The following is a 22,706-nucleotide window of genomic DNA, read 5'->3' on the forward strand; positions in this document are numbered from 1 at the left end:
AAAATATTCGACGAAAGGATTTTATATAAAAAATTATTAATCAGTTTGTTTGGACTAATTGAATATCAAACTACTAAAATCATCTTAGTTTGCACAATAATTAAAAACAAAAGTTATCAGGATAAACTATAAAATATATCAGTAACAGACATATAAACGATGGAGTTATTTTTACAAAATAAATTGCTAGACAGACCGATGGAAGTGATTTATAATAAACTAAACAACTATTCTTTAAATGTATATTTAGGGAATAGTATAGAGAAAAAGTTTTTTAGGGCAATTGATGTTGCTTATTTCATTATGCTCTCACCCCTGCTATACTTACATTATATCCTCTCTATACTTTATGCTTTTAATTTATATACAAGGAGCTGATACCATGGCAAGACAAACGAAGATCAGTGTACATAACAAATCGGATAAACCGGATAACATTGTTATTAAACAGAATCATATCATTGAAAAATGTTTAGAAATAGAAAAGCAACTACCACCTTTCATGAGAGATTTTTTTACTTACTTAAAAAATGGTGTTGCACTTTCCACCAGACTTGCTTATTTAAGTGATGTCTTATTCTTCTGCAAATACCTAATTAAAGAAACCGATATAACTTCTGCCGAAGAAGTAATTCATATTACAGTCGATGATTTTAATAAAATCACCGCTAAAACCATTAATCGTTTTATCGGTGACTATTGCTCTAGATACGCTGTGGAAAGTTATGACGTTGTAAAAATCATGGAAAATGACAACAGAGCCTTAGGACGAAAGAAATCATCTCTGTCTGTATTATTTAAATTCTTATACCGTGATGAAATCGTTAAAGAAAATATTACAGATGGCTTTAACCCCATTCGTCTCCCAAAACAGGAACCAGATGCCATCAAAAGACTAGAAATTGATGAAGTTGCTTTAATGTTAGATGCTGTTGATTCAGGAGAACATTTTACGGAAAGCGAAAAAAAGTACTGGGAAAAAACTAAATTAAGGGATAAAGCAATCCTTGTGTTGTTTGTTACCTACGGATTACGTTTAAGTGAGTTGGAACAATTAAATTTATCCTCCTTTAACTTTAATCGGGGAGAATTTAGAATCTATAGAAAACGAGGAAAAGAAGTTTTAATGCCTATTAATAAAACTTGCGAAATTGTCATTAAGGATTACGTAGAAAATGAACGTACATCCAGTGAGTTATTGGACGATGAAAATAAAGATGCTTTATTTCTATCCTTACAAAATAAGCGGATGACCACACGGGCTATTCGAAATTTAGTAAAGAAATATACAGCCATTGTCCTTGGAACAACAAAGGAAAATGGTTATAGCCCACATAAATTAAGAGCCACAGCTGCTACTTCTCTTATTCAACAAGGGTTCTCTATATATGATGTTCAAAATTTACTGGATCACGATAATGTTACGACAACACAGTTATACGCAGCCCATAAGAAAAATGTAAAAAGAGAAATTGTTAAAAACTTTGAGTGGATTGAGGAGTAACATTGTTTTCGAACGAACGTTTGATGTTTTGCCTAAATTATGATATACTTTAGATATAAATTATAACAGAGAGGAGTTTTCCAATGTACGAGGACTTAAATGGTAAGCAATTAGAAATACTAAACTATATGAAAATGGAAATTAACAAAAGAGGCTATCCTCCATCAGTACGGGAAATATGTGAAGCTGTAGGTCTTCGTTCTACCTCTACGGTTCATGGACATTTAGCTAAATTAGAAGATAAGGGTTACATCCGGAGAGATCCTACAAAGCCAAGAGCCATCGAAATTTTAAGCAATGATCCATTTAGCGACTATTCTCATAATAAAGAAATGGTTCAGGTTCCTATTGTAGGAAAAGTTACTGCTGGACAGCCCATATTAGCTACTGAAAATATTGAAGATACGTTTCCTCTTCCGTTAAATTTTATCGATCATGGCAATACCTTTATTTTAAATGTTAAAGGCGAAAGTATGATCGAAGCTGGTATATTGGATAACGATTACGTCGTAATCAGGCAGCAATCCACAGCATCCAATGGAGATATTGTCGTTGCTCTTATTGATGATGAGGCTACGGTAAAGCGCTTCTTTAAAGAAAGTGATCATATCCGATTACAACCTGAAAACAGTTTAATGGACCCTATCCTATTAAAAGATGTTGTTATTTTGGGGAAAGTAATCGGGGTATTTAGAAAGCTATAATATCATAGAATAAAAATAATAAAGAGGGCCTTACGCCCTCTTTTCATATAAAGTAGTTCGATCTCTTATAGATTGTTGATATTCTGTAGAGCAATTAAAGCACCTAGCTTGGCATGCTCATACGTTAAACCACCTTGATAATAAACTATATAGGGTGGTCGAATAGGCGCATCAGCACTGAGTTCTATAGAAGAACCTTGAATAAACGCACCTGCAGCCATGATTACAGGATCGTTATAACCTGGCATCTCCCAAGGCTCTGGACTAACGTAGGAATCCACTGGTGCCGCCGCTTGAATTCCCTTACAGAAAGCAATTACCTTCTCTTTACTTCCAAGTTTTACTTGTTGAATAATATCACTTCTCATATCGTTGTATTTCGGCTTTACTTCATAGCCCATTTCTTCGAATAATTTCGCACAGAATACAGCCCCTTTGATCGCTTCACTTACAATATGTGGTGCCAGAAATAAGCCTTGGAACATCTGACGGGATAAACCAAAGGTTAAGCCACATTCTTTGCCGATGCCTGGCGAAGTCAATCGATAAGATATTTGTTCAATAAGGTCACTTTTACCAACGATATACCCACCTGTCAAAACGATGCCACCACCAGGATTTTTTATTAATGAACCCGCTAATACATCGACCCCTACCTCTGTAGGCTCCCTATGCTCTAAAAACTCTCCATAACAATTGTCCACCATACAGATAATATCTTTATTTTTTCCTTTCACCAATTGAACAATCTTCTCTATGGTTTGAATATCTACTGCAGGTCTAAAGCTATATCCAGTGGATCTCTGTACATAAACTAAGGTAGTTTTCTCAGTAACAACTTCATTGATTCTGTCAAAATCCACATTACCATCTTCTTTAAAATCTACTTGCTTATATGTAACACCTAAGTTTTTTAAGCTGCCTTTATACGTTCCTCTGATCCCTATGACTTCATCTAATGTGTCATAGGGTTTGCTAGTAACTGCAACCATTTCGTCACCTGAGTGAAGTAATCCTGATAAACATAAACTTAAAGCATGGGTTCCATTTGCAATAGTAGGCCTAACAATAGCATCCTCTGCCTTAAAAACCTTAGCATAGATCTCTTCTATCTTTTCTCTACCAATGTCATTATAACCGTATCCAGTGGTCCAATTAAAGTGTTGATCACTTAATCTAGATTCCTGCATCGCTTTTAATACTTTATATTGATTATACTGTTTAATTTCATCTATCTCATGGAATCTTTCCATGAGCAATTCTTCAATCTTAGCAATCTTTTGTACTAAATTTTCTTGTATACCAAAAGATTCCTTTAACAGTTCCTGTATCATTGATGTATCTCCTTCCAATTGCAATATCATAAGCTATCCTATAGCATTATACCTCTCTGATAAGGTAAACACAAGTGCTTTAAGCATCTCTCGCAAAATAAATTCTACAAATAAAAACTTCCTATTCATTAAAGGAATAAGAAGTCTTAATGTTTTACTACAATTAATCATTGATCTTTTTTAAAGCTGCACTAAAATTAACTGGCGAATTGGGTGATATGGTTGAAACAGCGTGCTTATAAATCATTTGTTGCTTCCCATCGCTATCTAATACGATTGTATAGTTATCAAAACCTCTTACAAAGCCTTTCAGCTGGAATCCATTCACTAGAAATATTGTGATACCAATGTTTTCTTTTCTTACCTGGTTCAAAAACACGTCTTGTAAATTAATATTATTTTTCATAAACTCTTCTCCTCTTATTAAATTATACTGATATTATTATTCTACAATGAGTTGAAATGTCCTTTAAAATCTTTGAGAATACACTCTGCCAAATTTTCACAAGAATCATAATTTGATAAATTGTACCAATGGATATTTTCATATCTTCTGAACCATGTCAATTGCCTTTTTGCATATCTCCTTGTATCCCGCTTTAAAATATCCATGGCTTCCTCTAAACTATATGCACCCTCTAGGTATCCAATGATTTCTTTATATCCTAAACCTTTAAAGGCAATTAGATTCTTGTCATATCCTAAGCTTAATAAGTTTTTTACTTCTTCTATAAGACCTTGTTCAATCATTGCGTCTACTCTCATATTGATTCTATCATATAATTCTTCTCGATCTCTAGTTAAACCTACGAAAAAAACATCATACTCCTGGTTAATATTTAAATCTGTGCTAAAATCACCAATTTTCTCTCCTGTTTCTTCGTACACTTCAATAGCCCTTATTACCTTTTTTAAGTTATTTGGATGAATTCTAGCTGCTGCATGAGGATCTATCTGTTTTAGTTTATTATAGACATATTCATTGCCTTTCTCTCTCGCTTCAGCCTCTAAGGCCCCTCTTAGTTCCCAGTTGGAAATTGATTGTGTAAAATCCATATCATAGATCAAAGAGTTGATATAGAGCCCCGTCCCACCTGCCACAATGGGTAGCTTTTCGTCCTCGATTAATCTATTTATGTGATTCTTTGCTATTTTTTGAAACTCTGCTACGGAAAATTCTTCATCCGGATTCACGATATCAATCAAATGGTGTGGGATCCCCTTCTTCTCCTCCTCATTAGGCTTTGCGGTGCCGATATCCATATACCGATAAATTTGCATAGAATCTGCTGAAATAATTTCGCCATTCAATTCTTTAGCTAAAATGATCGATGTATCTGTTTTTCCAACGGCAGTAGGTCCCACAATAATCAATAGTCTTTTTTTCAATTCAGTACCTCCTATTGTATCCTTTTAAAATGCTTTTCAATCTCATATTTCTGCATTGCTAGAATAATGGGTCTTCCATGAGGACATGTTAAAGGTGGTGTAAGCTTGCTGAGATCCTCAATTAATTTTCTGATCTCAATAGAATCCATTTTGTCATTTGCTTTGATTGCTTCTTTACATGCCTTTTTTGCAATGGTATCTTCAAACATCGCATTTACGTCGTTATACTTTCTAACTTCATCTAAGATCTCGTAGATAAAGGAAAAATTCTGTGGTCTTCCTAAAATCATAGGAACCTGTCTTATAATGATATCATTGCCGCCAAAGTTTTCAATTTCAAATCCTAATTTTTCAAAGATATAGAGATGATTCAATAAAAACATATAATCTTCTTTGGATAATTCTAGGACCATAGGCGCCAATAGTCTTTGTGATGCAACCTTTTCAGCTTTAATTTCTTGTCGGAAAGTATTATATAGCAGTCTTTCATGGGCCGCATGTTGATCAATTAAATACATAGATCCTTCGTTTTCTAATATGATGTAAGTACTAAATATTTGTCCTACAATATGGTATCGGTCTAATAGACTGTTTAAAAAAGAAGATTGAACAATATTGTGATCTTCAACAGAAGCTATTTGAATCTGCTCTTCAACAATTTCAACTGGTGTTTTTAGCGATGTAAAATCTAGATTTTTGCTATAGTTTTCTTTTGTCTCCTGTACGCTCATCTGATCCTGAATAGAAGCCAAAGATTTCCCTATTACGATATCTTCTTGTTTCTCCTCTACAACTTTAAGAATTTGTCGCTGTGGTTGCTTTTTATCGATATTGGTTCTAGGTGCTAATTCTAACATATTTGGTACAATGGATTGTTTTTCTAAGGCCTTCAGTATGGCTTTTAGTATGAAGTGGTATACTTTCTCCTCATCCTCAAATTTGACCTCTATTTTCGCAGGATGTACATTAACATCCAATACAGAGGGATGGATCTTTAAATTTAAAATACAGATTGGATATTTGTTGATCATAATTTTTTCTTTATAAGCTACTTCAATCGCTCTGCTGATTACTTTGTTCTTAACGTATCTTCCGTTGATAAAAACAATTTGTAGATTTCTATTGCCTCTTACAAAGCTGGGCTGTCCAATATAGCCATGCAAAGTCATCCCTTCTTGATGGTCCTCTAATAAAATTAAGTTTTTAAAGGTTTCCTTATTAAAAACCGACAGTATGGCTTGTGATAGCATATTATTACCAGGAGTGGTAAACATAATATTATTATTGTTTATATATTTGAATGATATACTGGGGTTACTCAAGGATAAACGAGTAATGATCTCTGTAATCTTCATGGTTTCTCCATTGTTAGATTTCAAAAACTTCAGCCTTGCAGGTGTATTAAAGAAGAGATTCTTTACGATTATGGTTGTTCCAACGGGGCATCCTACCTTTTTTATCGTCTCAACTTTACCTCCGTTGATATGGATCAATACACCATGCTGCTGTCCTTCTGGTCTCGTGATCATTTCTACTTGAGCAACAGCTGCAATGCTGGCCAAAGCTTCTCCTCTGAAGCCCAAAGATTCAACCCGACTGAGATCTTCAATATGAGCAATCTTAGATGTACTATGTCTCATAAAGGCTGCTTCCACGTATTCTTCTTTAATTCCTACACCATTATCCGTAATTCGAATGTATTTTTTCCCACCCTCTTGAATTTCTAAAATGATAGCAGAGGATGCTGCATCGATAGCATTCTCTACTAGCTCCTTCACTACTGAATGAGGTGATTCTACTACTTCGCCGGCAGCTATTTTATTAATTGTTAAATCATCTAACAAGCGAATCTCTCTATTCATTCTATCTCTCCTTAAATTTCGGCAACTTTTTTCTGCAATTGATATAATATATTCAATGCATCCATAGGAGTGGTTTCCAATAAATTTATCTTCTTTAAGTCCTTCACGATCTCCGATTCAATAAAGTCGTCTAGTTTCAGTTGTTTTTCATTAGCAACATCTGTGGATGCTGTTAAAGTATTTTCTGCGGTACTTTCAATTATATATTGTTCCTTTTGAATACTTTCTCGCTCTAAGTCTGAAAGTATATGACTTGCTCGAGTTATAATGGCAGCTGGTAACCCTGCTAACTTTGCTACTTGAATACCATAGCTTCGATCAGCATTCCCTTTCACCACCTTGTGCAGAAATATGACATCCTCTTTGTCCTCTTTTACTAGAACTTTATAATTTTTAATACCACGATAGGTTTCTGATAGCTTTGTTAGTTCATGGTAATGGGTAGAAAAAAGTGTTCTGGACCCTAATGATTGGCATATATACTCTGCAGTGGACCAGGCAATACTTAACCCATCAAAAGTACTGGTCCCTCTACCAATTTCATCAACGATAAGTAAGCTCTTCTTCGTGGCCAAATTTACAATAGTGGCCATCTCACTCATCTCTACCATGAAGGTACTCTGTCCCTGAGATAAATCATCATTCGCACCTACCCGAGTGAAGATTCTATCCGTAATTCCAATGGTAGCACTGGTGGCTGGAACAAAGGAACCAATTTGAGCCATTAAGATGATTAGAGCAACTTGCCTCATATAGGTGGACTTTCCTGCCATATTGGGTCCCGTTATCATCAAAAGTTGTTCGTCTTCTGTGTTGATATAGGTATCATTGGAAATAAACATGTTATTTTCTAACACTTTCTCTACTACAGGGTGGCGTCCCTCTTTTATATCGATAGTTTCGCTACTATTTACGGTAGGTTTTACATAATTATTTTCACTTGCAGCTTCTGCAAAGGAATATAATACATCTAGCTCTGCTACAGCCCGAGCCGTTCTCTGGATTCTTTCGATCTCATGTAGGAGCATATTACGAATTTCTATGAACTGCTCATATTCAATAGCAATGCTTTTTTCCTCAGCGCCTAAAATCTTATCTTCCAGTTCCTTTAACTCTGGTGTAATATATCGTTCGCAGTTGGCTAATGTCTGTTTTCGGATATAATTTTCTGGTGCGAGATGTAGGTTTGACTTCGTTATTTCAATATAGTATCCAAAAATTTTATTATATCCTACCTTTAGAGACTTAATTCCCGTTCGGTCTTTCTCTGCTTGCTCTAACTTTGCTATCCAGTGCTTTCCTTCTCTTGCTGCTACGTAAAGCTCATCCAATTCATCATTATATCCTTCTTTGATGATTCCACCATCCTTTAATGATATTGATGGCTCATCTAAAATCGAGGATTCAATCAGTGCTTGAATATCTTCTAATGTGTCAATATTATTTAGCAGTTCTTTTAACAATCCTGAATTTTCGTTTTCAAATAATTTTTTTATGTCCGGCAAAAAAGCAACAGATTTTTTCAGTGCAACTAAATCCCTGGGGGTAGCCGAACCAAAAGCAATTTTTCCGGACAGTCTCTCTAAATCATAAATTTGCTTTAAGCTTTCTTTGAGCTCACATCTTAATAAAATATCGTTTTTTAATGTCGCAACTGCTTCTAATCTTCTGTTGATATTTTGGATATTTAGTAATGGTTCCTCAATCCATTTCCGGATCATCCTTCCACCCATGGCAGTTTGCGTCTTATCCAATATCCATAATAAAGAGCCTTTTTTATTCTTGCCTCGAATCGTTTCTGTTAACTCTAGATTTCTCCTTGTGGATATATCCAATACCATTTTTTCTGTAAAAGTGTAGATATTGATTTTATTGATATGGGAAAGCGTCCTTTTTTGAGTTGATTTTAGATAATGTATCAAGGCTCCAGTAGCATTTATCCCTAAATGATTTAATGAAAACCCTAGACTCTCCACAGTTAAAATATTAAATTGATTCTTTATCTGGTTCATGGCATAGCTTTCCTCAAAGGTCCAAGGATCGTATTTCGATATATGGATGTTCAATTTTTTTCTGATTCCTTCGATGAAATTGGTACCAATCTTGTCCTCTTCTTCTACGAAATAAATAAGCTCATTGGGCTCTATTTTGCTGATTTCGTCGATTAAGTTCTGCTCTATTGACGTACCAACTATTTCGGTGGAAAGTAGCTCGCCAGTAGAAATATCCACATAGCTAAAGCCACATCCTAAAGACGACATATATAAAGAAACCAAATAGTTGTTTTTCTTGTCTTCCAATAAATTTGTATCAATTAACGTACCTGGCGTAATGACTCTCACAACATCTCTTTTAACGATCCCCTTTGCTACAGAAGGATCCTCCACCTGCTCACATATTGCAACCTTGTATCCTTTTGAAACTAATTTATCGATGTATCCATTGGCAGCGTGGTATGGAACACCACACATGGGTGCTTTGCTTTCCAGGCCACAATCTCTTGCAGTTAAAGTGATTTCTAGTTCTCTAGAGGCAGTTTCGGCATCATCAAAAAATAATTCGTAGAAATCGCCTAGTCTAAAGAACATTAAGGCATCTTTATATTGATTCTTTATTTCCATGTATTGCTGCATCATAGGAGTTAACTTCCTCAAATTTATTCCTCCTTATACGAATTAATATAATTACCATTATATCAAATAGTGTTACTACATTTAAATATCTTTCAAAAAATCTTTACCGTTTCAAAATAAATATACCATAAAACCATTGTAAAGGAACTCTATACAACGATTTTATGGTCTGTTTGCTCAAAATATTTTATTCCTGTATCACTTCTCCGTTTAATGAAAATGTCCTACATTCTACAATACGAACATTCACTAGTTTACCGATTAAAGATTCATCGCCACTGAAGTTTACAAGCTTATTTTGTCTCGTTCTACCCATCAATTTATTTGAATCGGTTTTGCTAGGGCCTTCCACTAAAACTTCTACCACTTTATTGAGATAACTTTGATTAATCTCTGCACTAATTTCATTTACTTTATCTAGTAATCGACTAAATCTTTCCTGCTTCACCTTTTCATCGATTTGGTTTTGCATCTTTGCTGCAGGTGTACCTTCACGTATGGAATATAAGAAAGTATACGCTGAGTCATATCGCGCTTCTTGTACAATATCCAATGTATCTTGAAAATCCTCTTCCGTTTCTCCAGGAAAACCAACAATAATATCCGTAGTCAATCCGATGTTTGGAATCCTATCCTTTAACTTTTTAACGATGGATAAATAATTTTCCTTGGTATATTTTCTATTCATGGCTTTTAAGATCTGATTACTACCGGATTGGAACGGTAGATGGAAATGTTCACAAACCTTGTCGCATTCGGCGATTGCATCAATTAATCGTTCGGATAAATCCTTAGGATGAGAAGTCATAAAACGAATACGTTCAATTCCATCAATTTTATTAAGCGCTCTCAATAAATCTGCAAAATCGATCGGATGTTCTAAGGTTTTTCCATAAGAGTTTACGTTTTGACCCAGTAGCGTAATCTCTTTTGTGCCGTTATTCGCTAAATCCGTCGCCTCTCTAATAATATCTGCCACTTCCCTGCTACGCTCTCTTCCTCTTGTATAAGGCACGATGCAATAAGTACAGAAATTGTTACAGCCGTACATAATATTAATGAATCCTTTTAAATCGTATTTTCTATTCGCAGGTAGACCTTCTACAATCCCAGTTTCTTCATCCCATACTTCGATGAACATTCCTTCTGTTTCCATGGATCTAGATAAAAGTTCTGGAAATCGATATAAGTTATGGGTTCCAAAAACCAAATCTACATGTCGATATTTCCTTTTGATCTCTTTTACAACCTGTGGTTGCTGCATCATACACCCACACACTGCTATAATTAAATCTTCATTTTTTTTCTTTAGTGCCTTTAAGGCCCCTATATTGCCATATACCTTTAATTCTGCATTCTCTCTTACACAACAGGTATTATATATAATTAAATTTGCTTCTTCCTTATTTGTTGTAATGCTGTATCCCATATTTTCCAACATACCAGATAAGGTCTCTGAGTCGTGCTCATTCATCTGACAACCATAGGTTGTAATCATATATTTTTTATTTTTTCCACGATTATATATTTTGAGTTCTTCAATAATGTCACTTTGTTTTTTTATTTTTTCTGGTGAAACAACTACCTTTGCCCTTTTACTCATTATTATCCTCCTAGTTTTCTACGCATATTGCTCTATAACAACTGTATTCAGCTATAGACAATTATACATGAATCCCCTGGATTTTTAAAGTAAACTTTTTTGCTTTTTCATTGGTTTGAAAATCCTGCTGAATATAGAAGTTCTTTGCGTTTCGATCTGTTTCAATCTATCTTTCAATTCAGCTACTTCATAGGATTTTTCTTTCACCTTTAATTTCAACTTAGCATTTTCACAGATCAAGATATCTTTATCCTTCATCTTATCAGACCCACTTAATTGTAGCAATAACTCCTCTACCTTTTCTTTTAACTTCTCTATTTCATTTTTATAGTTATACTGCTCCAATACGGCAATAATTTCATCCTTAGAATTTATATGGAAACTTTCTGTGGAAATAATGCCTTCATCAAGGTCATTGGCATGATTCTGATCCTCAACTTCACTGATACCATTAATTTTATTAAAATCTTCTTCAATATTTATATCTTTGGATTTCAATAACTTTTTGATTTCCTTATTAGACGAACCTTTTTCCTGTAAGCTTTTAATATATAAAAATAGATTAATTTCTTTCTTCGTAAAATATCTTCGAGCATTTTCACTTCTAGGAATATTTAGATTGAATTCTTTTTCATAAAAACGGATTACATGCGGTTTAAATCCAGTATACTCAGCTACTTGGCTGATAGAATACGTTTCTTCTTTACTCAACATTATCTTCCCCTCCTATTGATATTTTCAATAGAGAGACTTCAATTCCCTTTATGCTATACCATAAATCGTAAAACAAATTCTATCAATAGTAAAAAAATTTCTATTTCATTCTGCATAGGAATACAAAAAGAGATATAATTTTAAAATTATATCTCTTTTTCTACATTAAATTTCTTCTTCTAGTATCTTTATGGATAAATTGATGGTTTGCTTTACATCGGATAGTGAAACCATTTCACAAGTACTATGAATATATCTTGTTGGGATGGATAGTACCCCAGATGGAACACCGCTTCTAGTCAAGTGAATTGCTCCAGAGTCTGTACCTCCAAACTCAAGAACCTCCAATTGATATGGTATAGAATGTTTTTTTGCGTTATCAATCATCAAGTTTTTCACTTTTGGATGACAAAGAATCGAATTATCTTTTACTTTTACAGCGGGGCCATGGCCTAATTGAACAGCCATCGGTCTCGCCTTCGGTGTATCTCCAGTAGCTGTAACATCGAAGGATATTGCCACATCTGGTTCTATTGCATATCCAGCAGTTTTAGCACCTCTCGTTCCAACTTCCTCTTGAACGGTGAATACAAAATAAATATCATTTTTAGAACTTTTCATTGTTTTTAGAATCTCTATCATGATATAGCACCCAATTCGATCATCCAGCGCTGGTGCAATCATATGGCGATCGTCCACGATCACCTCACTGTAATATACACATACATCCCCGATGGAGACTCTTTCTTCAGCTTCTTCCTTAGAAGTTGCACCAATATCAATAAATAATTTGTCCAGAGTTAAATCCTTTAAACTGTCTATTTTTTCGCATCCGATGACACCAATCGTGCCATTTTCAAAGATTACCCTTTGAGAATATGTAACCGCAGGAGATATACCACCGATGTTCGTAAATCGAAGAAAACCTTTATCGTCAACATATGTTACCATTAATGCAATTTGATCCATATGGCCAGCTAAAAGAACCTTCTTGCCTGTTCCTTTTTTTCTTACGATTAGATTGCCCAGTGCATCAGTATAAATTTCATCTGCGTAGGGTTCTACTTCTTTCTTAATAAGCTGACAAATTCTAGTTTCATTTCCAGCAGGAGAGTAAGTACTGACGATTTTTTTCAGTAGATCTATATTCAAATTTTCCATTATTGTAATCCCCTTTCACGAATTCGATCTATAAACGTAAATAAAAGCTTCTTGCAATTCTCATAATCATCTTTACTGAGCACAGATACAGGAGAGTGGATATATCTACAAGGAACCGCTATAGATACACAGGGTGTTCCTGATTTCGCTGTATGAAATTTTCCAGCATCGTTTCCACCAAAGGTGGATCTGCGATATTGCCAAGGAATATTAGCATCCTTTGCAGTTTCAACCACCATATCCACAAACTTTCTATTGTAAACAGAACTTCTATCCATCAATGAAATAGCAGGACCTTTATCTAGAGCCGTCACCTGCATATGGGGTTCTACATTGGATACATCAGAGCATGTGGTGCCCTCTAAAACAATAACTAAATCTGCATCGATTTGATTTGCTGCAACCTCTGCACCGCGCAAACCGATCTCCTCCTGTACAGTAAACACACCGATGATATCCATATCTACATCACTTTGTAGCAGTTCTATGAGTATACTACAGGCTACTCGATTATCCAAGGCTTTGGCTTTAATACGATTTTTGCCAAACGCTACATATTCACTGTAAAAACCGATGTAATCTCCTACATGTACTAATTTTTCTGCCTCTGTCTTGCTTGTGCAGCCAATGTCAATGTATAGATCATCGATGGATAAAGCTCTTTTTCTCTCATCCGGTCTTTGTAAATGAATGGCTTTTGCTCCAATCACGCCATTTATTTTATTTTTTCCAACAAGAACTTGTTTCGATACCAATATTCTCGCATCAATACCGCCAATAGCAGCAAATTTAATCAAACCATCCCCATCAATTCCCTTGATAATAAAGCCAACCTCATCCATATGCGCGGTTACAGCAATGGTCGTATCGCCTTTGATTCCTTTTTTATATGCGATGATATTCCCCATGGTATCTATTTTCAAGCGATCCACATGTTCCTTGATTTCAGATAAAATTAGATCTCTTACCTCTTTTTCGTCCCCAGAAACGCCCATTGCATCAGTTAATCTTTTTAATAACATAAGAACTCCTCCATCTCAATTTCATTTAACGCAACAATAAAATTGGCAAGTAATTTTCCTGTCTTTTCGATATCTGATAAACTGATGGTCTCCACAGATGTATGCATATATCTTAGAGGGATTGATAAAACACCTGTGGCAATCCCAGATCGACTTACCTGCATTGGCCAAGCGTCCGTACCAGAAGTACCAGGAGCAACCTCAATTTGGTAATCGATATACTCATCAATTGCAACTTGCTTTATTTTATTAAATATATTTGGATGAATATTGGGCCCTACTGTAATTGCAGGACCTTTTCCAAGCTCGATGGCATCGTATTGGCTCAATTCCGGAGTCTTACCAAAGCCTACATCTACTGCTATTCCAATCTGAGGTTCGATCGTATAAGAGGATGTAATCGCTCCTCTAGTTCCTACTTCCTCTTGCACAGTAGCAACAACATAAACATCTGCTTCATGCTTTACATTGCTTAACTTTTTTAGGCATGCCAATAATGAGGCGATGCCTGCACGGTCATCCAGTGCTTTTCCAGAAATCCAATCATTTTGTAATTTGAGCAAATTTCTTTTAATTGTAATAACATCTCCAACTTGAACGAGATCCAGCAGGTTTTCTTTTGTAAATCCTGTATCGATTAATAGGTCTTCTATTTCAAGAGCATTTCTTCTTTCCTCTTCGGTGGTGATATGAGGTGGCTTCACTCCGATAACACCGTAAATTTTTTCTTTTCCATGAATAATAACCTCTTGACATAAAAGTGTACGCTGATCTACACCACCAATATTGGTAAATTGGATGAAACCATTTTCATCAATATTTTTGACCATTAAACCAATTTCATCTAAATGACCAGTTAACATAATACTTTTACCGTTGCCTAAAGTTCCTCTCTTTAGTCCAATAATATTCCCTAAGGAATCCTCCTGAACGTCATCGCAATATTCTGTGAAATAAGCTTTTACCTTTTCTCTTACTTCAGCTTCATGTCCAGAAACGCCTGATGTTTCTGTCAAGTTCTTAAGTATTTCTTCTAAATACATATTCAACCTCCTTTATTTAGCCTTCTTATAGAAGAAGGTTTTTACTGGTGCTAAGTTGTACCGATTTGGCAATATGATTTGTTCTGTACTTCCTACAAAAAGAACCCCTTCACTACTCAAGGAATCGTGAAATTTTTTGTACATTATATTTTTTGCTTCTTCTGTAAAGTAGATCATTACATTTCTACATAGAATCAAATCGCACTGATTTGGATATTCATCTTCAAGCAGATTAAATTTTTTAAATGAAACTTGATTTTTTATCTCATCCTTTATTTTATAGGTCCCATTGAGCTTAGTAAAAAATAAATCTATAAATTGTTTCGGTAAATTATCCAAGCTTTTTTCTGAATAAACACCTTGCTTCGCTTTATTTAAAGCACCCTCGTCGATATCCGTTGCCAAGACAGAAATCTGACTGAGGGGAAAAAACTTTGTCAGTAGCATTACCAGAGAATAGGGCTCCTCTCCAGTCGAACAGGCAGAACTCCAAATTTTTATCTTGGATTTTGATTTTAATAGATTCGGTATGATTGTACTCTCTAGTATTTCCCACTGCTGAGGGTTCCTATAAAATTCAGATACATTGATGGTTAAATAATTGATAAATTCATCCATGAGCTTTTTATTGCTGCTGATCGCATCGAAATAAGTATCATACGATGAAAAATTATTCCGTGTGATCAAAGATTCTATTCTTCGTTTCATTTGACGTTCTTTATAACTGTTTAAATCAATTCCAGTTTTTTTATAGATTTTACTCTTAAAACCTTCATAGCCTTCCATAAGTAATTCCCCCTAGACTATATTTTGAAATTAAAGCAATGATTGGAAATTATAGTATATTGTAAAAAATAAAGAGTCAAAGACTCTTTATTTTTTATTTGTTTTCTTCTAAAATTTCACCGATTGTTGTCGGACTATTTTCAGCAACGTATTCAATTGCTTCTTCTTTTTCATCTGCTGCTGTGATGCTTAAGCTAATACGTTTTTCTTCAGGCTTTACATCCAATACCTTTACTTTCACTTTTTGTCCAATGTGAAGCTCTTCTGAAGGTTTCGCAATATGTTTTTCGCTAATTTGCGAAATATGAACTAAACCATCTAAGCCTACCTCTAACTCTACAAATGCACCAAAGTCTACTAATCGCACTACTTTTCCTTCAACGATGCTTCCAATTGGATATTTTAGTTCGACATCATCCCATGGTTGCTTTTGAGTTTGCTTTAAACCTAAAGATACTTTTCCTTTATCTTTATCAAAATCTAATACTACTACTTTAACAATATCTCCAATAGTCACTACTTCACTTGGATGCTTTACTCTACCCCAAGATAAATCAGAAATATGAACAAGACCATCGATTCCACCAATATCTACAAATGCACCAAAGTCTGTAATACGTTTTACTTCACCACTAATTTGCATTCCTTTATCTAGCTTTGAAAATAGCTCTACTTTTTTATGTTTATTCTCTTCTGCTAATACAACTTTTCTTGATAATACGGCTTTATTTCTCTTACGATCAATTTCCATTACTTTTGTAGTAAAGCTTTTTCCTTCAAAAGATTTTAGATTGTCAACAAAACGATCAGATAATTGACTTGCAGGTATAAAACAACGAACGCCACGAGCTATGGCTACCACACCGCCTTTTACAGCTTCGATTACTTTCGTTTCAACTAAGGATTCCGCTTCTTTAATTTTTTCAAGATCATCCCAACCCTTAGTTAAATCTACTCTTTTTTTAGAAAGTAATACGTTACCATCACCATCATCTAGACTTAGTACATATACTTTTATTTCGTCGCCTTCTTTAACAAGTTCTGAAGGTTGTACAGTTATATCATTAGATATTTCATCTTTAGGAATAATTCCATCGGATTTATAACCAACATTTACAAATATCTCATTGTTCGTAACATTGATTACTTTACCACTAACAATTTCTCCTCTTCTAAGTCTTACCATCGATTTTTCTATTTCTTCCATTAAATTTTGCATATCATTGCTCACGTTAAAACCTCCTAAATAAATTATTATAAATTGTTAATTCTATCAATTACTTCGTCAATGATCCATTTTGGTGTAGATGCTCCTGCTGTAACACCTACGCTTTCGTAATTTTTTAATATATTCATGGGTATTTCACCAGCAGTTTCAATATGAAAGGTTGTGTCTGGTTTTTCTTGTTTACAAATTTCAACTAGTTTCTGGGTATTCGAACTATGGTATCCACCTACTATAATCATGACATCTACTTCTTTTGCAAGGTTTCTAGCAGAATTCTGACGATCCCTTGTTGCAGAACAAATCGTATTAAACTTTAAAACATTATTCGATTTTTGTTCAATCATAGCCGTCAACTCAGTATATAAAGATGTTGAAATAGTCGTTTGTGCAACAATACACAAATTATCTAAAAAAGGAATCCTATGAACATCGTCTTCGTTTTTAACAATGTGGGCTGTATTGTCACACCAGCCATTGATTCCAATGACCTCAGGATGACTTGGATCCCCAATGATAACAATATGATATCCTTTTTTCTGATATTCTTCCACTATATTTTGGATCTTTCTCACGAAAGGACATGTAGCATCTACAAGATCAATCTTTTTTTCAGAAGCATCCTTGTACACGTCTTTAGGAACACCATGAGACCGAATGATCACTACGCCATCTTTCCCTGAATTTAAATCTGATACAACTTTAATTCCATTCTCTTCAAGGTGACTGATGACTTGCTGATTATGAATAAGAGGACCTAGGGTGTAAATATCTTTTGAATCTTTATATTCTAACTCCTTAAAAGCAGTATCGATTGCTTTTTCTACTCCAAAACAAAACCCAGAATGATCTGCTACGACTACCTTCATTACTATCCTCCTATAGGTTTATAATATGAAATTAAACATACAACTTTAATATGATTCTACATAATATGCTAAAATCCTTCTTCATTAATAAGTATTTCCATATTTTTTTCTAATATAGATCCATCCGTTTTATTTTAAAAAATAGCAAGGATTGTTATAATTTTTCTACGGATGTATTTTCTTCATGAATTAAATTTTTGATGTGATTCAACACATTTTGGCTTAGTAACTGATACTCTTCTGTAGAAACTTTTTGTCCATAATAACTAGAAAAATCAATTGGTTCGCCAATAATAACTTTTACTTTACTAAATATCTTATAGTTTGCTATGATAGCTACAGGAATAACCGGACTCTCAGATTTGATAGCGATCATCGCAAGACCTGCTTTCGCCTCCAGCATCTCTCCATTTTTACTTCTTGTACCCTCTGGAAATATTCCAAGTAATTCCCCAGATCTCAATATCTTTAAGGCGGATTTTATTGCACTTACATCGGCTCCACCTCTCTTCACAGGGAATACACCTAATTTATTTAAAGCGGAAGCAAAAATTTTGTTTGAGAAAAGCTCTTCCTTCGCCATATAGTTTATTTTTCTTCGCAAACATGTGCCAATAATCACAGGATCCATCAGGCTAAAGTGATTCGAACACACGATAGATTTTCCTTCTAAGGGAATGTTTTCTTTACCAGAAATCTCAATTCTATAGATTAAATGAAGTAAAAATTTAACCGTATTTCTTACCACTTTATAGAATAACATGGTTATACCCCCTTTAAAAGATTAATTATACGTTCTACAACATCCTCTATGGTTAAACCTGTTGTATCTATAATAATTGCATCTTGGGCTTTCACCAAGGGTGCAAATGCTCTCTGGCTATCGATATTATCTCTATTCATAATATCTTTTTCTAACTCATCAATATCTACTTCAATTCCTTTTTTCTTGAGCTCCAAATACCTTCTTAAAGCTCTCTCTTGTACAGAAGCTGTTAGGAAAATCTTTAAAGTCGCATTTGGCAGTACATGGGTACCAATATCTCTACCATCCATAATGACATCTTGGCCCAAAGCAATTTTTCTTTGTGCATCCACTAGAATTTCTCTTACTTCCTTAATCTTAGCCACATGTGAAACCTTTTTATTAATCTCAATACTCCGAATTTCTTCATTAATCATTTTGCCATCTAAGTAAATATTCTCTTGTAAAAATTGAATATTACTATTTTGGGCTAATTCAATAATTGTTTTTTCATTGGTAATATCGATGTTATTGGCTAAAACTTTATATGTAAGAGCCCTATACATTGCACCTGTGTCAATATATGTGATATTTAAACGCTCTGCTATTCTTTTGGCAATTGTACTTTTCCCAGCTCCTGCAGGGCCATCTATTGCAATTTGAACAAATTCCATATAATGCCTCCTTAGAATAAATGTAACCACCATATTGGTGGTTATTTAAAACAAAGATCAGGTCTCAGCTTTTCAGCTTCCTTTAAATATACGTGAGCCACATCTTTTTTTGCTTTATCGCTATATGCATATATTAGAACTCGAATACATTTTTCTAAACTATGGATGATATCTTTTTCTTCAAAATTTAAAATAGGGGTGTTCTTCCAATTCAGCTTTTCTCGAACAATAGCAGATGGGTACCGTTGATTGAGGTCCTTTGTCATTGTAAAAGTTATACTAATCACATCATCTTCCACGATAGAGTTTAATTCAATAATCTTTTTCATCATTTCATAAGAAGCAGCGTCTATTGCCACAGTACTGTTTTCATTTACTGTAATAGCGCCACGAATACCTATTATCCTCATTAGAATCCCTCTCTTTGATTTGCCTAAAGAGATTATACATCAATTTATATGATTCCTCAAGTACATCCATATTTTTACTACCATGTCAGTAAGAATCTATGCATTCATACCTGCAACGTAACCTGTAGAGAAAGCAATTTGTAGATTGTACCCTCCTGTAATAGCATCAACATCAATAATCTCCCCTGCAAAATAAAGACCTTTTATGACTTTCGATTCCATGGTCTTGCTATCTATTTCGTTGATCGGGATTCCTCCAGATGTAATTGTAGCTTCTTTGATCGATCTAAAGCTACTGACCGTCAGCTCCAATTCTTTAATTATATGAATCAGTTTATTTCGATCCTTTTTAGATAAATCACGCAATCTTAAATCTTCTTCTACTTCCAGTAAATTTAATAATTTACTGGATAAGTTCTTAGGCAAATAATTGCCCAAGATACTTCGGACCAATTTACTTCCATTCATCATGGATTCATTCTTAAAAATAAGCTCTAAATCTTCATATTGATAAGAAGGCAATAAATCTATCTTTATTATGCTACCGGAACTTTGAGCATATTTATTTAAATATGCACTGTGTTCTAACACAGCCGGTCCAGATATGCCATAATGTGTAAAAATGAGATCACCTTCTGTTTCTATCTTCTTTTTGTTACCCACTTTAGAAATGATGCGAACATCTTTTAGAGAGATTCCCATTAAATCGTCTATCCACTCTTCTTTAATAGCAATTGGCACTAAGCTCGGTTTTAAATCGACGATACGATGACCCAAAGTTTGTGCAAAGGTATAGCCGTCCCCTGTGCTTCCTAAGTGTGGATAAGACATACCACCTGTTGCAATAATTACACTGTCGCATTCCAATACCAGCCCGTCCCTAAGCTGAACACCGACAATCGTATTCTCAGATGTTAGAATATCCTTTACTTCATGTTGCGTTCGAACAACAGCGTTATATTGATTCAAGACCCTTAGAAATAGATCTATAATGTCCTGGGATCGATCACTTAGGGGGAAAACCTTTCCCTTTGATTCAATTTTTACCTTGCAGCCATTGCTTTCTACAAAGTGGATCAAGTCCATATTGCTGAAGGCATTAAAACTAGGATATAAGAACTTACCATTACATAAGGTCTTCTCTATCATCTCTGAAATGCTGCAAGCATTCGTTAAATTACACCGTCCTCCCCCAGTTATTCTTAATTTTTTACCTATTTGATCATTCTTTTCAATTACAATAACCTCTTTATTCTGCCTAGCAGCTGTAATTCCAGCCATAATTCCAGCTGGACCTGCTCCAATAACAATCACTTTTTTTCTCATAAAGTTCACCTTTCCATCATTATATCCATATGGCATATATCATTATACTTTACCAATACAGGTCCATAAGGTTTAAAGGTTACCAAATTGATCGCACAATTATCTTGTTGTAGATTATAATAATGATTCAAGTTCATGGAAAGAATGTGAAGCAAAAGCAGCTTAATGGTGGCACTATGACTTACTACCAATATGTTATCATCATTAGATTGAATGATAATATCATTTAAAAAGGCAACCATTCTTTCTTGTACGACGGATATCGTCTCACCATTTGGAATAACAGCCATATGAGGCTCCATTCTCCAAGTTTTGAATTCTTCCGGGTAGAATTTTTTTATTTCCTCATGGGTTAAACCTTCCCAATCTCCAAAATTCATTTCTACCAATCTGTCATCCAGTATACAATTAAGATTTTGATCCTTAGCAACCATTTGTGCCGTTGTGTAAGCTCTCTTTAATGGACTGGTATAAATTGAATCCAGTTTAATTTTTTGGAATTTCTTACGGAGACTTTCAGCTTGTCGAATCCCTAAGGCTGTCAGGTCAGAATCTTTTCCTCCCTGGGTCCTTTTTTCTAAGTTCCAAGAAGTTTGTCCATGTCGCACCAAATATACATTCTTTATTTGAATCAACTCCCAATTATTATCCTTAAAATATTTTCATCAACCCAAGTATTCTCAAAACCAACCCTTGAATATTCCACTACCATAAGAATATTATGTTAAAAATTAAAATAAAGCGGTCTCATGATCGCTTTATTTTAATTTCTATTAGTCCTCCATAGTTGTAGAGAAATCTTTATCAATTCTGGTCTTTTCTCTCATAGACATTGTACTTTTCCCAAATGTCTTCAAGTTTATTAAAGTACTCTGTAATTTTATCCTTTTCTCGCATTCCTACTGCAACAACTAAAGCGTTGATTAAACTTAATGGCGCTACTAAAGAGTCCACAAAGGAAGCCATATTACTCTTTGCTATCAGTGGATAGTCCGCCATACTTGCCAATGGCGATATCAAGCTATCTGTAAGTGCCACTACAGTAGCACCTTGTTCTTTGGCGTAGTTTAGAGCATCCAAGGTTTGTACAGAATACCTTGGAAATCCAATTCCTATAACTAAATCTTTATCTGATATTCTAAGCATCTGTTCGAACATATTGCTAATACCACGATTCACTATTTTAACATTATCTAGAACTAAGTTTAAATAAAATCCTAAGTAGTCGGCTAATGCAGTGGAGCTTCTTAATGCGACAATGTAAATCGTCTCAGAATGGCATACCTTATCCACTACCTGTTGGAATACATCGTAATCTATTTTTTCTAAGGTATTTCTAATATTATCGATATCTGCCTTTAGTACTTTTTTTAGTATGGCGCCTTCGTCAGAATATTCGCTTGCCATCTCAACACGCTGAACAGTAGTAAGCTTCGTCTTAATGATCTCTTCTAAACCCTTTTGAAGCTGAGGATACCCTTCAAAGTTCAGTGCATTTGCAAATCGAACAACCGTAGATTCACTAACCCCTACCTTATTGGCAAGTTTAGAGGCTGTCATAAAAGCTGCCTTGTCATAATTATCAATAATATATTGCGCGATTAGTTTTTGACCTTTACTAAGTTTTGGAAATTCTTTTTGTATTTGACTAATTAAGTCTTTTTTATTTTCATCGACCATATTTTATCATCCCATAATATTA

21 protein-coding genes are annotated in these 22,706 nt (G+C 34.6%); 2 read left to right on the forward strand and 19 right to left on the reverse strand.

The window, feature by feature from the left end:
- Positions 1-382: 382 nt before the first annotated feature.
- Both CLOS_RS07965 and lexA read left to right on the forward strand, forming a co-directional pair.
- The gene (locus tag CLOS_RS07965; RefSeq protein WP_041719126.1) at positions 383-1,504 is read left to right on the forward strand and encodes a tyrosine-type recombinase/integrase; all 1,122 of its coding nucleotides are present in this window, start codon (positions 383-385) and stop codon (positions 1,502-1,504) included.
- 83 nt (positions 1,505-1,587) lie between these two features.
- Positions 1,588-2,208 carry a transcriptional repressor LexA gene (lexA, locus tag CLOS_RS07970; RefSeq protein ID WP_012159404.1) on the forward strand — a complete coding sequence of 207 codons (621 nt, stop codon included), beginning with the start codon at positions 1,588-1,590 and terminating at the stop codon, positions 2,206-2,208.
- A gap of 65 nt (positions 2,209-2,273) precedes the next feature.
- On the opposite strand, the gene CLOS_RS07975 is transcribed toward lexA, so the two are convergent.
- The 19 genes from CLOS_RS07975 to CLOS_RS08065 all read right to left on the reverse strand — a co-directional run bounded on the left by CLOS_RS07975 (position 2,274) and on the right by CLOS_RS08065 (position 22,684).
- Positions 2,274-3,542, reverse strand: coding sequence for a methionine gamma-lyase family protein (locus CLOS_RS07975; RefSeq protein ID WP_012159405.1), 1,269 nt, complete (start codon positions 3,540-3,542; stop codon positions 2,274-2,276).
- A 163-nt stretch (positions 3,543-3,705) separates the two neighbouring features.
- Positions 3,706-3,948, reverse strand: a complete 243-nt coding sequence (gene hfq, locus CLOS_RS07980; protein ID WP_012159406.1) for an RNA chaperone Hfq — start codon at positions 3,946-3,948, stop codon at positions 3,706-3,708.
- Positions 3,949-3,989: 41 nt separating this feature from the next.
- Positions 3,990-4,931, reverse strand: a complete 942-nt coding sequence (gene miaA, locus CLOS_RS07985) for a tRNA (adenosine(37)-N6)-dimethylallyltransferase MiaA (protein WP_012159407.1) — start codon at positions 4,929-4,931, stop codon at positions 3,990-3,992.
- A gap of 11 nt (positions 4,932-4,942) precedes the next feature.
- Complete coding sequence (gene mutL, locus CLOS_RS07990; RefSeq protein WP_012159408.1) at positions 4,943-6,793, reverse strand: DNA mismatch repair endonuclease MutL; 1,851 nt, start codon at positions 6,791-6,793, stop codon at positions 4,943-4,945.
- Positions 6,794-6,804: 11 nt separating this feature from the next.
- Positions 6,805-9,429 (reverse strand): DNA mismatch repair protein MutS, encoded by a 2,625-nt coding sequence (mutS, locus tag CLOS_RS07995; protein WP_012159409.1) that lies wholly within the window; start codon positions 9,427-9,429, stop codon positions 6,805-6,807.
- A gap of 184 nt (positions 9,430-9,613) precedes the next feature.
- The gene (miaB, locus tag CLOS_RS08000) at positions 9,614-11,029 is read right to left on the reverse strand and encodes a tRNA (N6-isopentenyl adenosine(37)-C2)-methylthiotransferase MiaB (RefSeq protein WP_012159410.1); all 1,416 of its coding nucleotides are present in this window, start codon (positions 11,027-11,029) and stop codon (positions 9,614-9,616) included.
- Positions 11,030-11,113: 84 nt separating this feature from the next.
- A complete protein-coding gene (locus tag CLOS_RS08005) occupies positions 11,114-11,743 on the reverse strand; it encodes a MerR family transcriptional regulator (RefSeq protein ID WP_012159411.1) in 630 nt (209 codons plus the stop codon).
- A gap of 165 nt (positions 11,744-11,908) precedes the next feature.
- Positions 11,909-12,904, reverse strand: coding sequence for a M42 family metallopeptidase (locus tag CLOS_RS08010; RefSeq protein WP_012159412.1), 996 nt, complete (start codon positions 12,902-12,904; stop codon positions 11,909-11,911).
- Positions 12,904-13,926 (reverse strand): M42 family metallopeptidase, encoded by a 1,023-nt coding sequence (locus CLOS_RS08015; RefSeq protein WP_012159413.1) that lies wholly within the window; start codon positions 13,924-13,926, stop codon positions 12,904-12,906. The genes CLOS_RS08010 and CLOS_RS08015 overlap by 1 nt, the downstream gene beginning before the upstream one ends.
- Positions 13,917-14,969 (reverse strand): M42 family metallopeptidase, encoded by a 1,053-nt coding sequence (locus CLOS_RS08020; protein ID WP_012159414.1) that lies wholly within the window; start codon positions 14,967-14,969, stop codon positions 13,917-13,919. The genes CLOS_RS08015 and CLOS_RS08020 overlap by 10 nt, the downstream gene beginning before the upstream one ends.
- A 12-nt stretch (positions 14,970-14,981) precedes the next feature.
- On the reverse strand, positions 14,982-15,755 hold the full coding sequence (locus tag CLOS_RS08025; RefSeq protein WP_012159415.1) for a CheR family methyltransferase: 774 nt from the start codon (positions 15,753-15,755) through the stop codon (positions 14,982-14,984).
- Positions 15,756-15,849: 94 nt separating this feature from the next.
- Positions 15,850-16,986 carry a 30S ribosomal protein S1 gene (gene rpsA, locus CLOS_RS08030; protein WP_012159416.1) on the reverse strand — a complete coding sequence of 379 codons (1,137 nt, stop codon included), beginning with the start codon at positions 16,984-16,986 and terminating at the stop codon, positions 15,850-15,852.
- A 23-nt stretch (positions 16,987-17,009) separates the two neighbouring features.
- A complete protein-coding gene (locus tag CLOS_RS08035; protein WP_012159417.1) occupies positions 17,010-17,849 on the reverse strand; it encodes a 4-hydroxy-3-methylbut-2-enyl diphosphate reductase in 840 nt (279 codons plus the stop codon).
- Positions 17,850-18,003: 154 nt separating this feature from the next.
- Positions 18,004-18,612, reverse strand: a complete 609-nt coding sequence (locus tag CLOS_RS08040; RefSeq protein WP_012159418.1) for a lysophospholipid acyltransferase family protein — start codon at positions 18,610-18,612, stop codon at positions 18,004-18,006.
- A gap of 2 nt (positions 18,613-18,614) precedes the next feature.
- On the reverse strand, positions 18,615-19,268 hold the full coding sequence (cmk, locus tag CLOS_RS08045; RefSeq protein WP_012159419.1) for a (d)CMP kinase: 654 nt from the start codon (positions 19,266-19,268) through the stop codon (positions 18,615-18,617).
- 41 nt (positions 19,269-19,309) lie between these two features.
- Positions 19,310-19,678 (reverse strand): chorismate mutase, encoded by a 369-nt coding sequence (gene aroH / locus CLOS_RS08050; protein ID WP_012159420.1) that lies wholly within the window; start codon positions 19,676-19,678, stop codon positions 19,310-19,312.
- 96 nt (positions 19,679-19,774) lie between these two features.
- A complete protein-coding gene (locus tag CLOS_RS08055; RefSeq protein WP_012159421.1) occupies positions 19,775-21,004 on the reverse strand; it encodes a BaiN/RdsA family NAD(P)/FAD-dependent oxidoreductase in 1,230 nt (409 codons plus the stop codon).
- A gap of 5 nt (positions 21,005-21,009) precedes the next feature.
- A complete protein-coding gene (locus CLOS_RS08060) occupies positions 21,010-21,612 on the reverse strand; it encodes a histidine phosphatase family protein (RefSeq protein WP_012159422.1) in 603 nt (200 codons plus the stop codon).
- A gap of 196 nt (positions 21,613-21,808) precedes the next feature.
- A complete protein-coding gene (locus tag CLOS_RS08065; protein WP_012159423.1) occupies positions 21,809-22,684 on the reverse strand; it encodes a MurR/RpiR family transcriptional regulator in 876 nt (291 codons plus the stop codon).
- Between the last annotated feature and the right edge of the window lie 22 nt (positions 22,685-22,706).

The sequence above is a fragment of the Alkaliphilus oremlandii OhILAs genome, assembly GCF_000018325.1.
Classification (GTDB): domain Bacteria; phylum Bacillota; class Clostridia; order Peptostreptococcales; family Natronincolaceae; genus Alkaliphilus_B; species Alkaliphilus_B oremlandii.

What these genes read in the sequence shown, in the direction of transcription:
- CLOS_RS08040 (WP_012159418.1), bottom strand. Translation starts at nt 18,612, where the DNA reads ATGTTATTCTATAAAGTGGTAAGAAATACGGTTAAATTTTTACTTCAT.
- CLOS_RS08010 (WP_012159412.1), bottom strand. Translation starts at nt 12,904, where the DNA reads ATGGAAAATTTGAATATAGATCTACTGAAAAAAATCGTCAGTACTTAC.
- cmk (WP_012159419.1), bottom strand. Translation starts at nt 19,268, where the DNA reads ATGGAATTTGTTCAAATTGCAATAGATGGCCCTGCAGGAGCTGGGAAA.
- mutS (WP_012159409.1), bottom strand. Translation starts at nt 9,429, where the DNA reads ATGATGCAGCAATACATGGAAATAAAGAATCAATATAAAGATGCCTTA.
- CLOS_RS08005 (WP_012159411.1), bottom strand. Translation starts at nt 11,743, where the DNA reads ATGTTGAGTAAAGAAGAAACGTATTCTATCAGCCAAGTAGCTGAGTAT.
- CLOS_RS07965 (WP_041719126.1), top strand. Translation starts at nt 383, where the DNA reads ATGGCAAGACAAACGAAGATCAGTGTACATAACAAATCGGATAAACCG.
- miaB (WP_012159410.1), bottom strand. Translation starts at nt 11,029, where the DNA reads ATGAGTAAAAGGGCAAAGGTAGTTGTTTCACCAGAAAAAATAAAAAAA.
- aroH (WP_012159420.1), bottom strand. Translation starts at nt 19,678, where the DNA reads ATGAGGATAATAGGTATTCGTGGCGCTATTACAGTAAATGAAAACAGT.
- hfq (WP_012159406.1), bottom strand. Translation starts at nt 3,948, where the DNA reads ATGAAAAATAATATTAATTTACAAGACGTGTTTTTGAACCAGGTAAGA.
- CLOS_RS08055 (WP_012159421.1), bottom strand. Translation starts at nt 21,004, where the DNA reads ATGAGAAAAAAAGTGATTGTTATTGGAGCAGGTCCAGCTGGAATTATG.
- mutL (WP_012159408.1), bottom strand. Translation starts at nt 6,793, where the DNA reads ATGAATAGAGAGATTCGCTTGTTAGATGATTTAACAATTAATAAAATA.
- lexA (WP_012159404.1), top strand. Translation starts at nt 1,588, where the DNA reads ATGTACGAGGACTTAAATGGTAAGCAATTAGAAATACTAAACTATATG.
- CLOS_RS07975 (WP_012159405.1), bottom strand. Translation starts at nt 3,542, where the DNA reads ATGATACAGGAACTGTTAAAGGAATCTTTTGGTATACAAGAAAATTTA.
- CLOS_RS08020 (WP_012159414.1), bottom strand. Translation starts at nt 14,969, where the DNA reads ATGTATTTAGAAGAAATACTTAAGAACTTGACAGAAACATCAGGCGTT.
- CLOS_RS08065 (WP_012159423.1), bottom strand. Translation starts at nt 22,684, where the DNA reads ATGGTCGATGAAAATAAAAAAGACTTAATTAGTCAAATACAAAAAGAA.
- CLOS_RS08025 (WP_012159415.1), bottom strand. Translation starts at nt 15,755, where the DNA reads ATGGAAGGCTATGAAGGTTTTAAGAGTAAAATCTATAAAAAAACTGGA.
- CLOS_RS08035 (WP_012159417.1), bottom strand. Translation starts at nt 17,849, where the DNA reads ATGAAGGTAGTCGTAGCAGATCATTCTGGGTTTTGTTTTGGAGTAGAA.
- CLOS_RS08015 (WP_012159413.1), bottom strand. Translation starts at nt 13,926, where the DNA reads ATGTTATTAAAAAGATTAACTGATGCAATGGGCGTTTCTGGGGACGAA.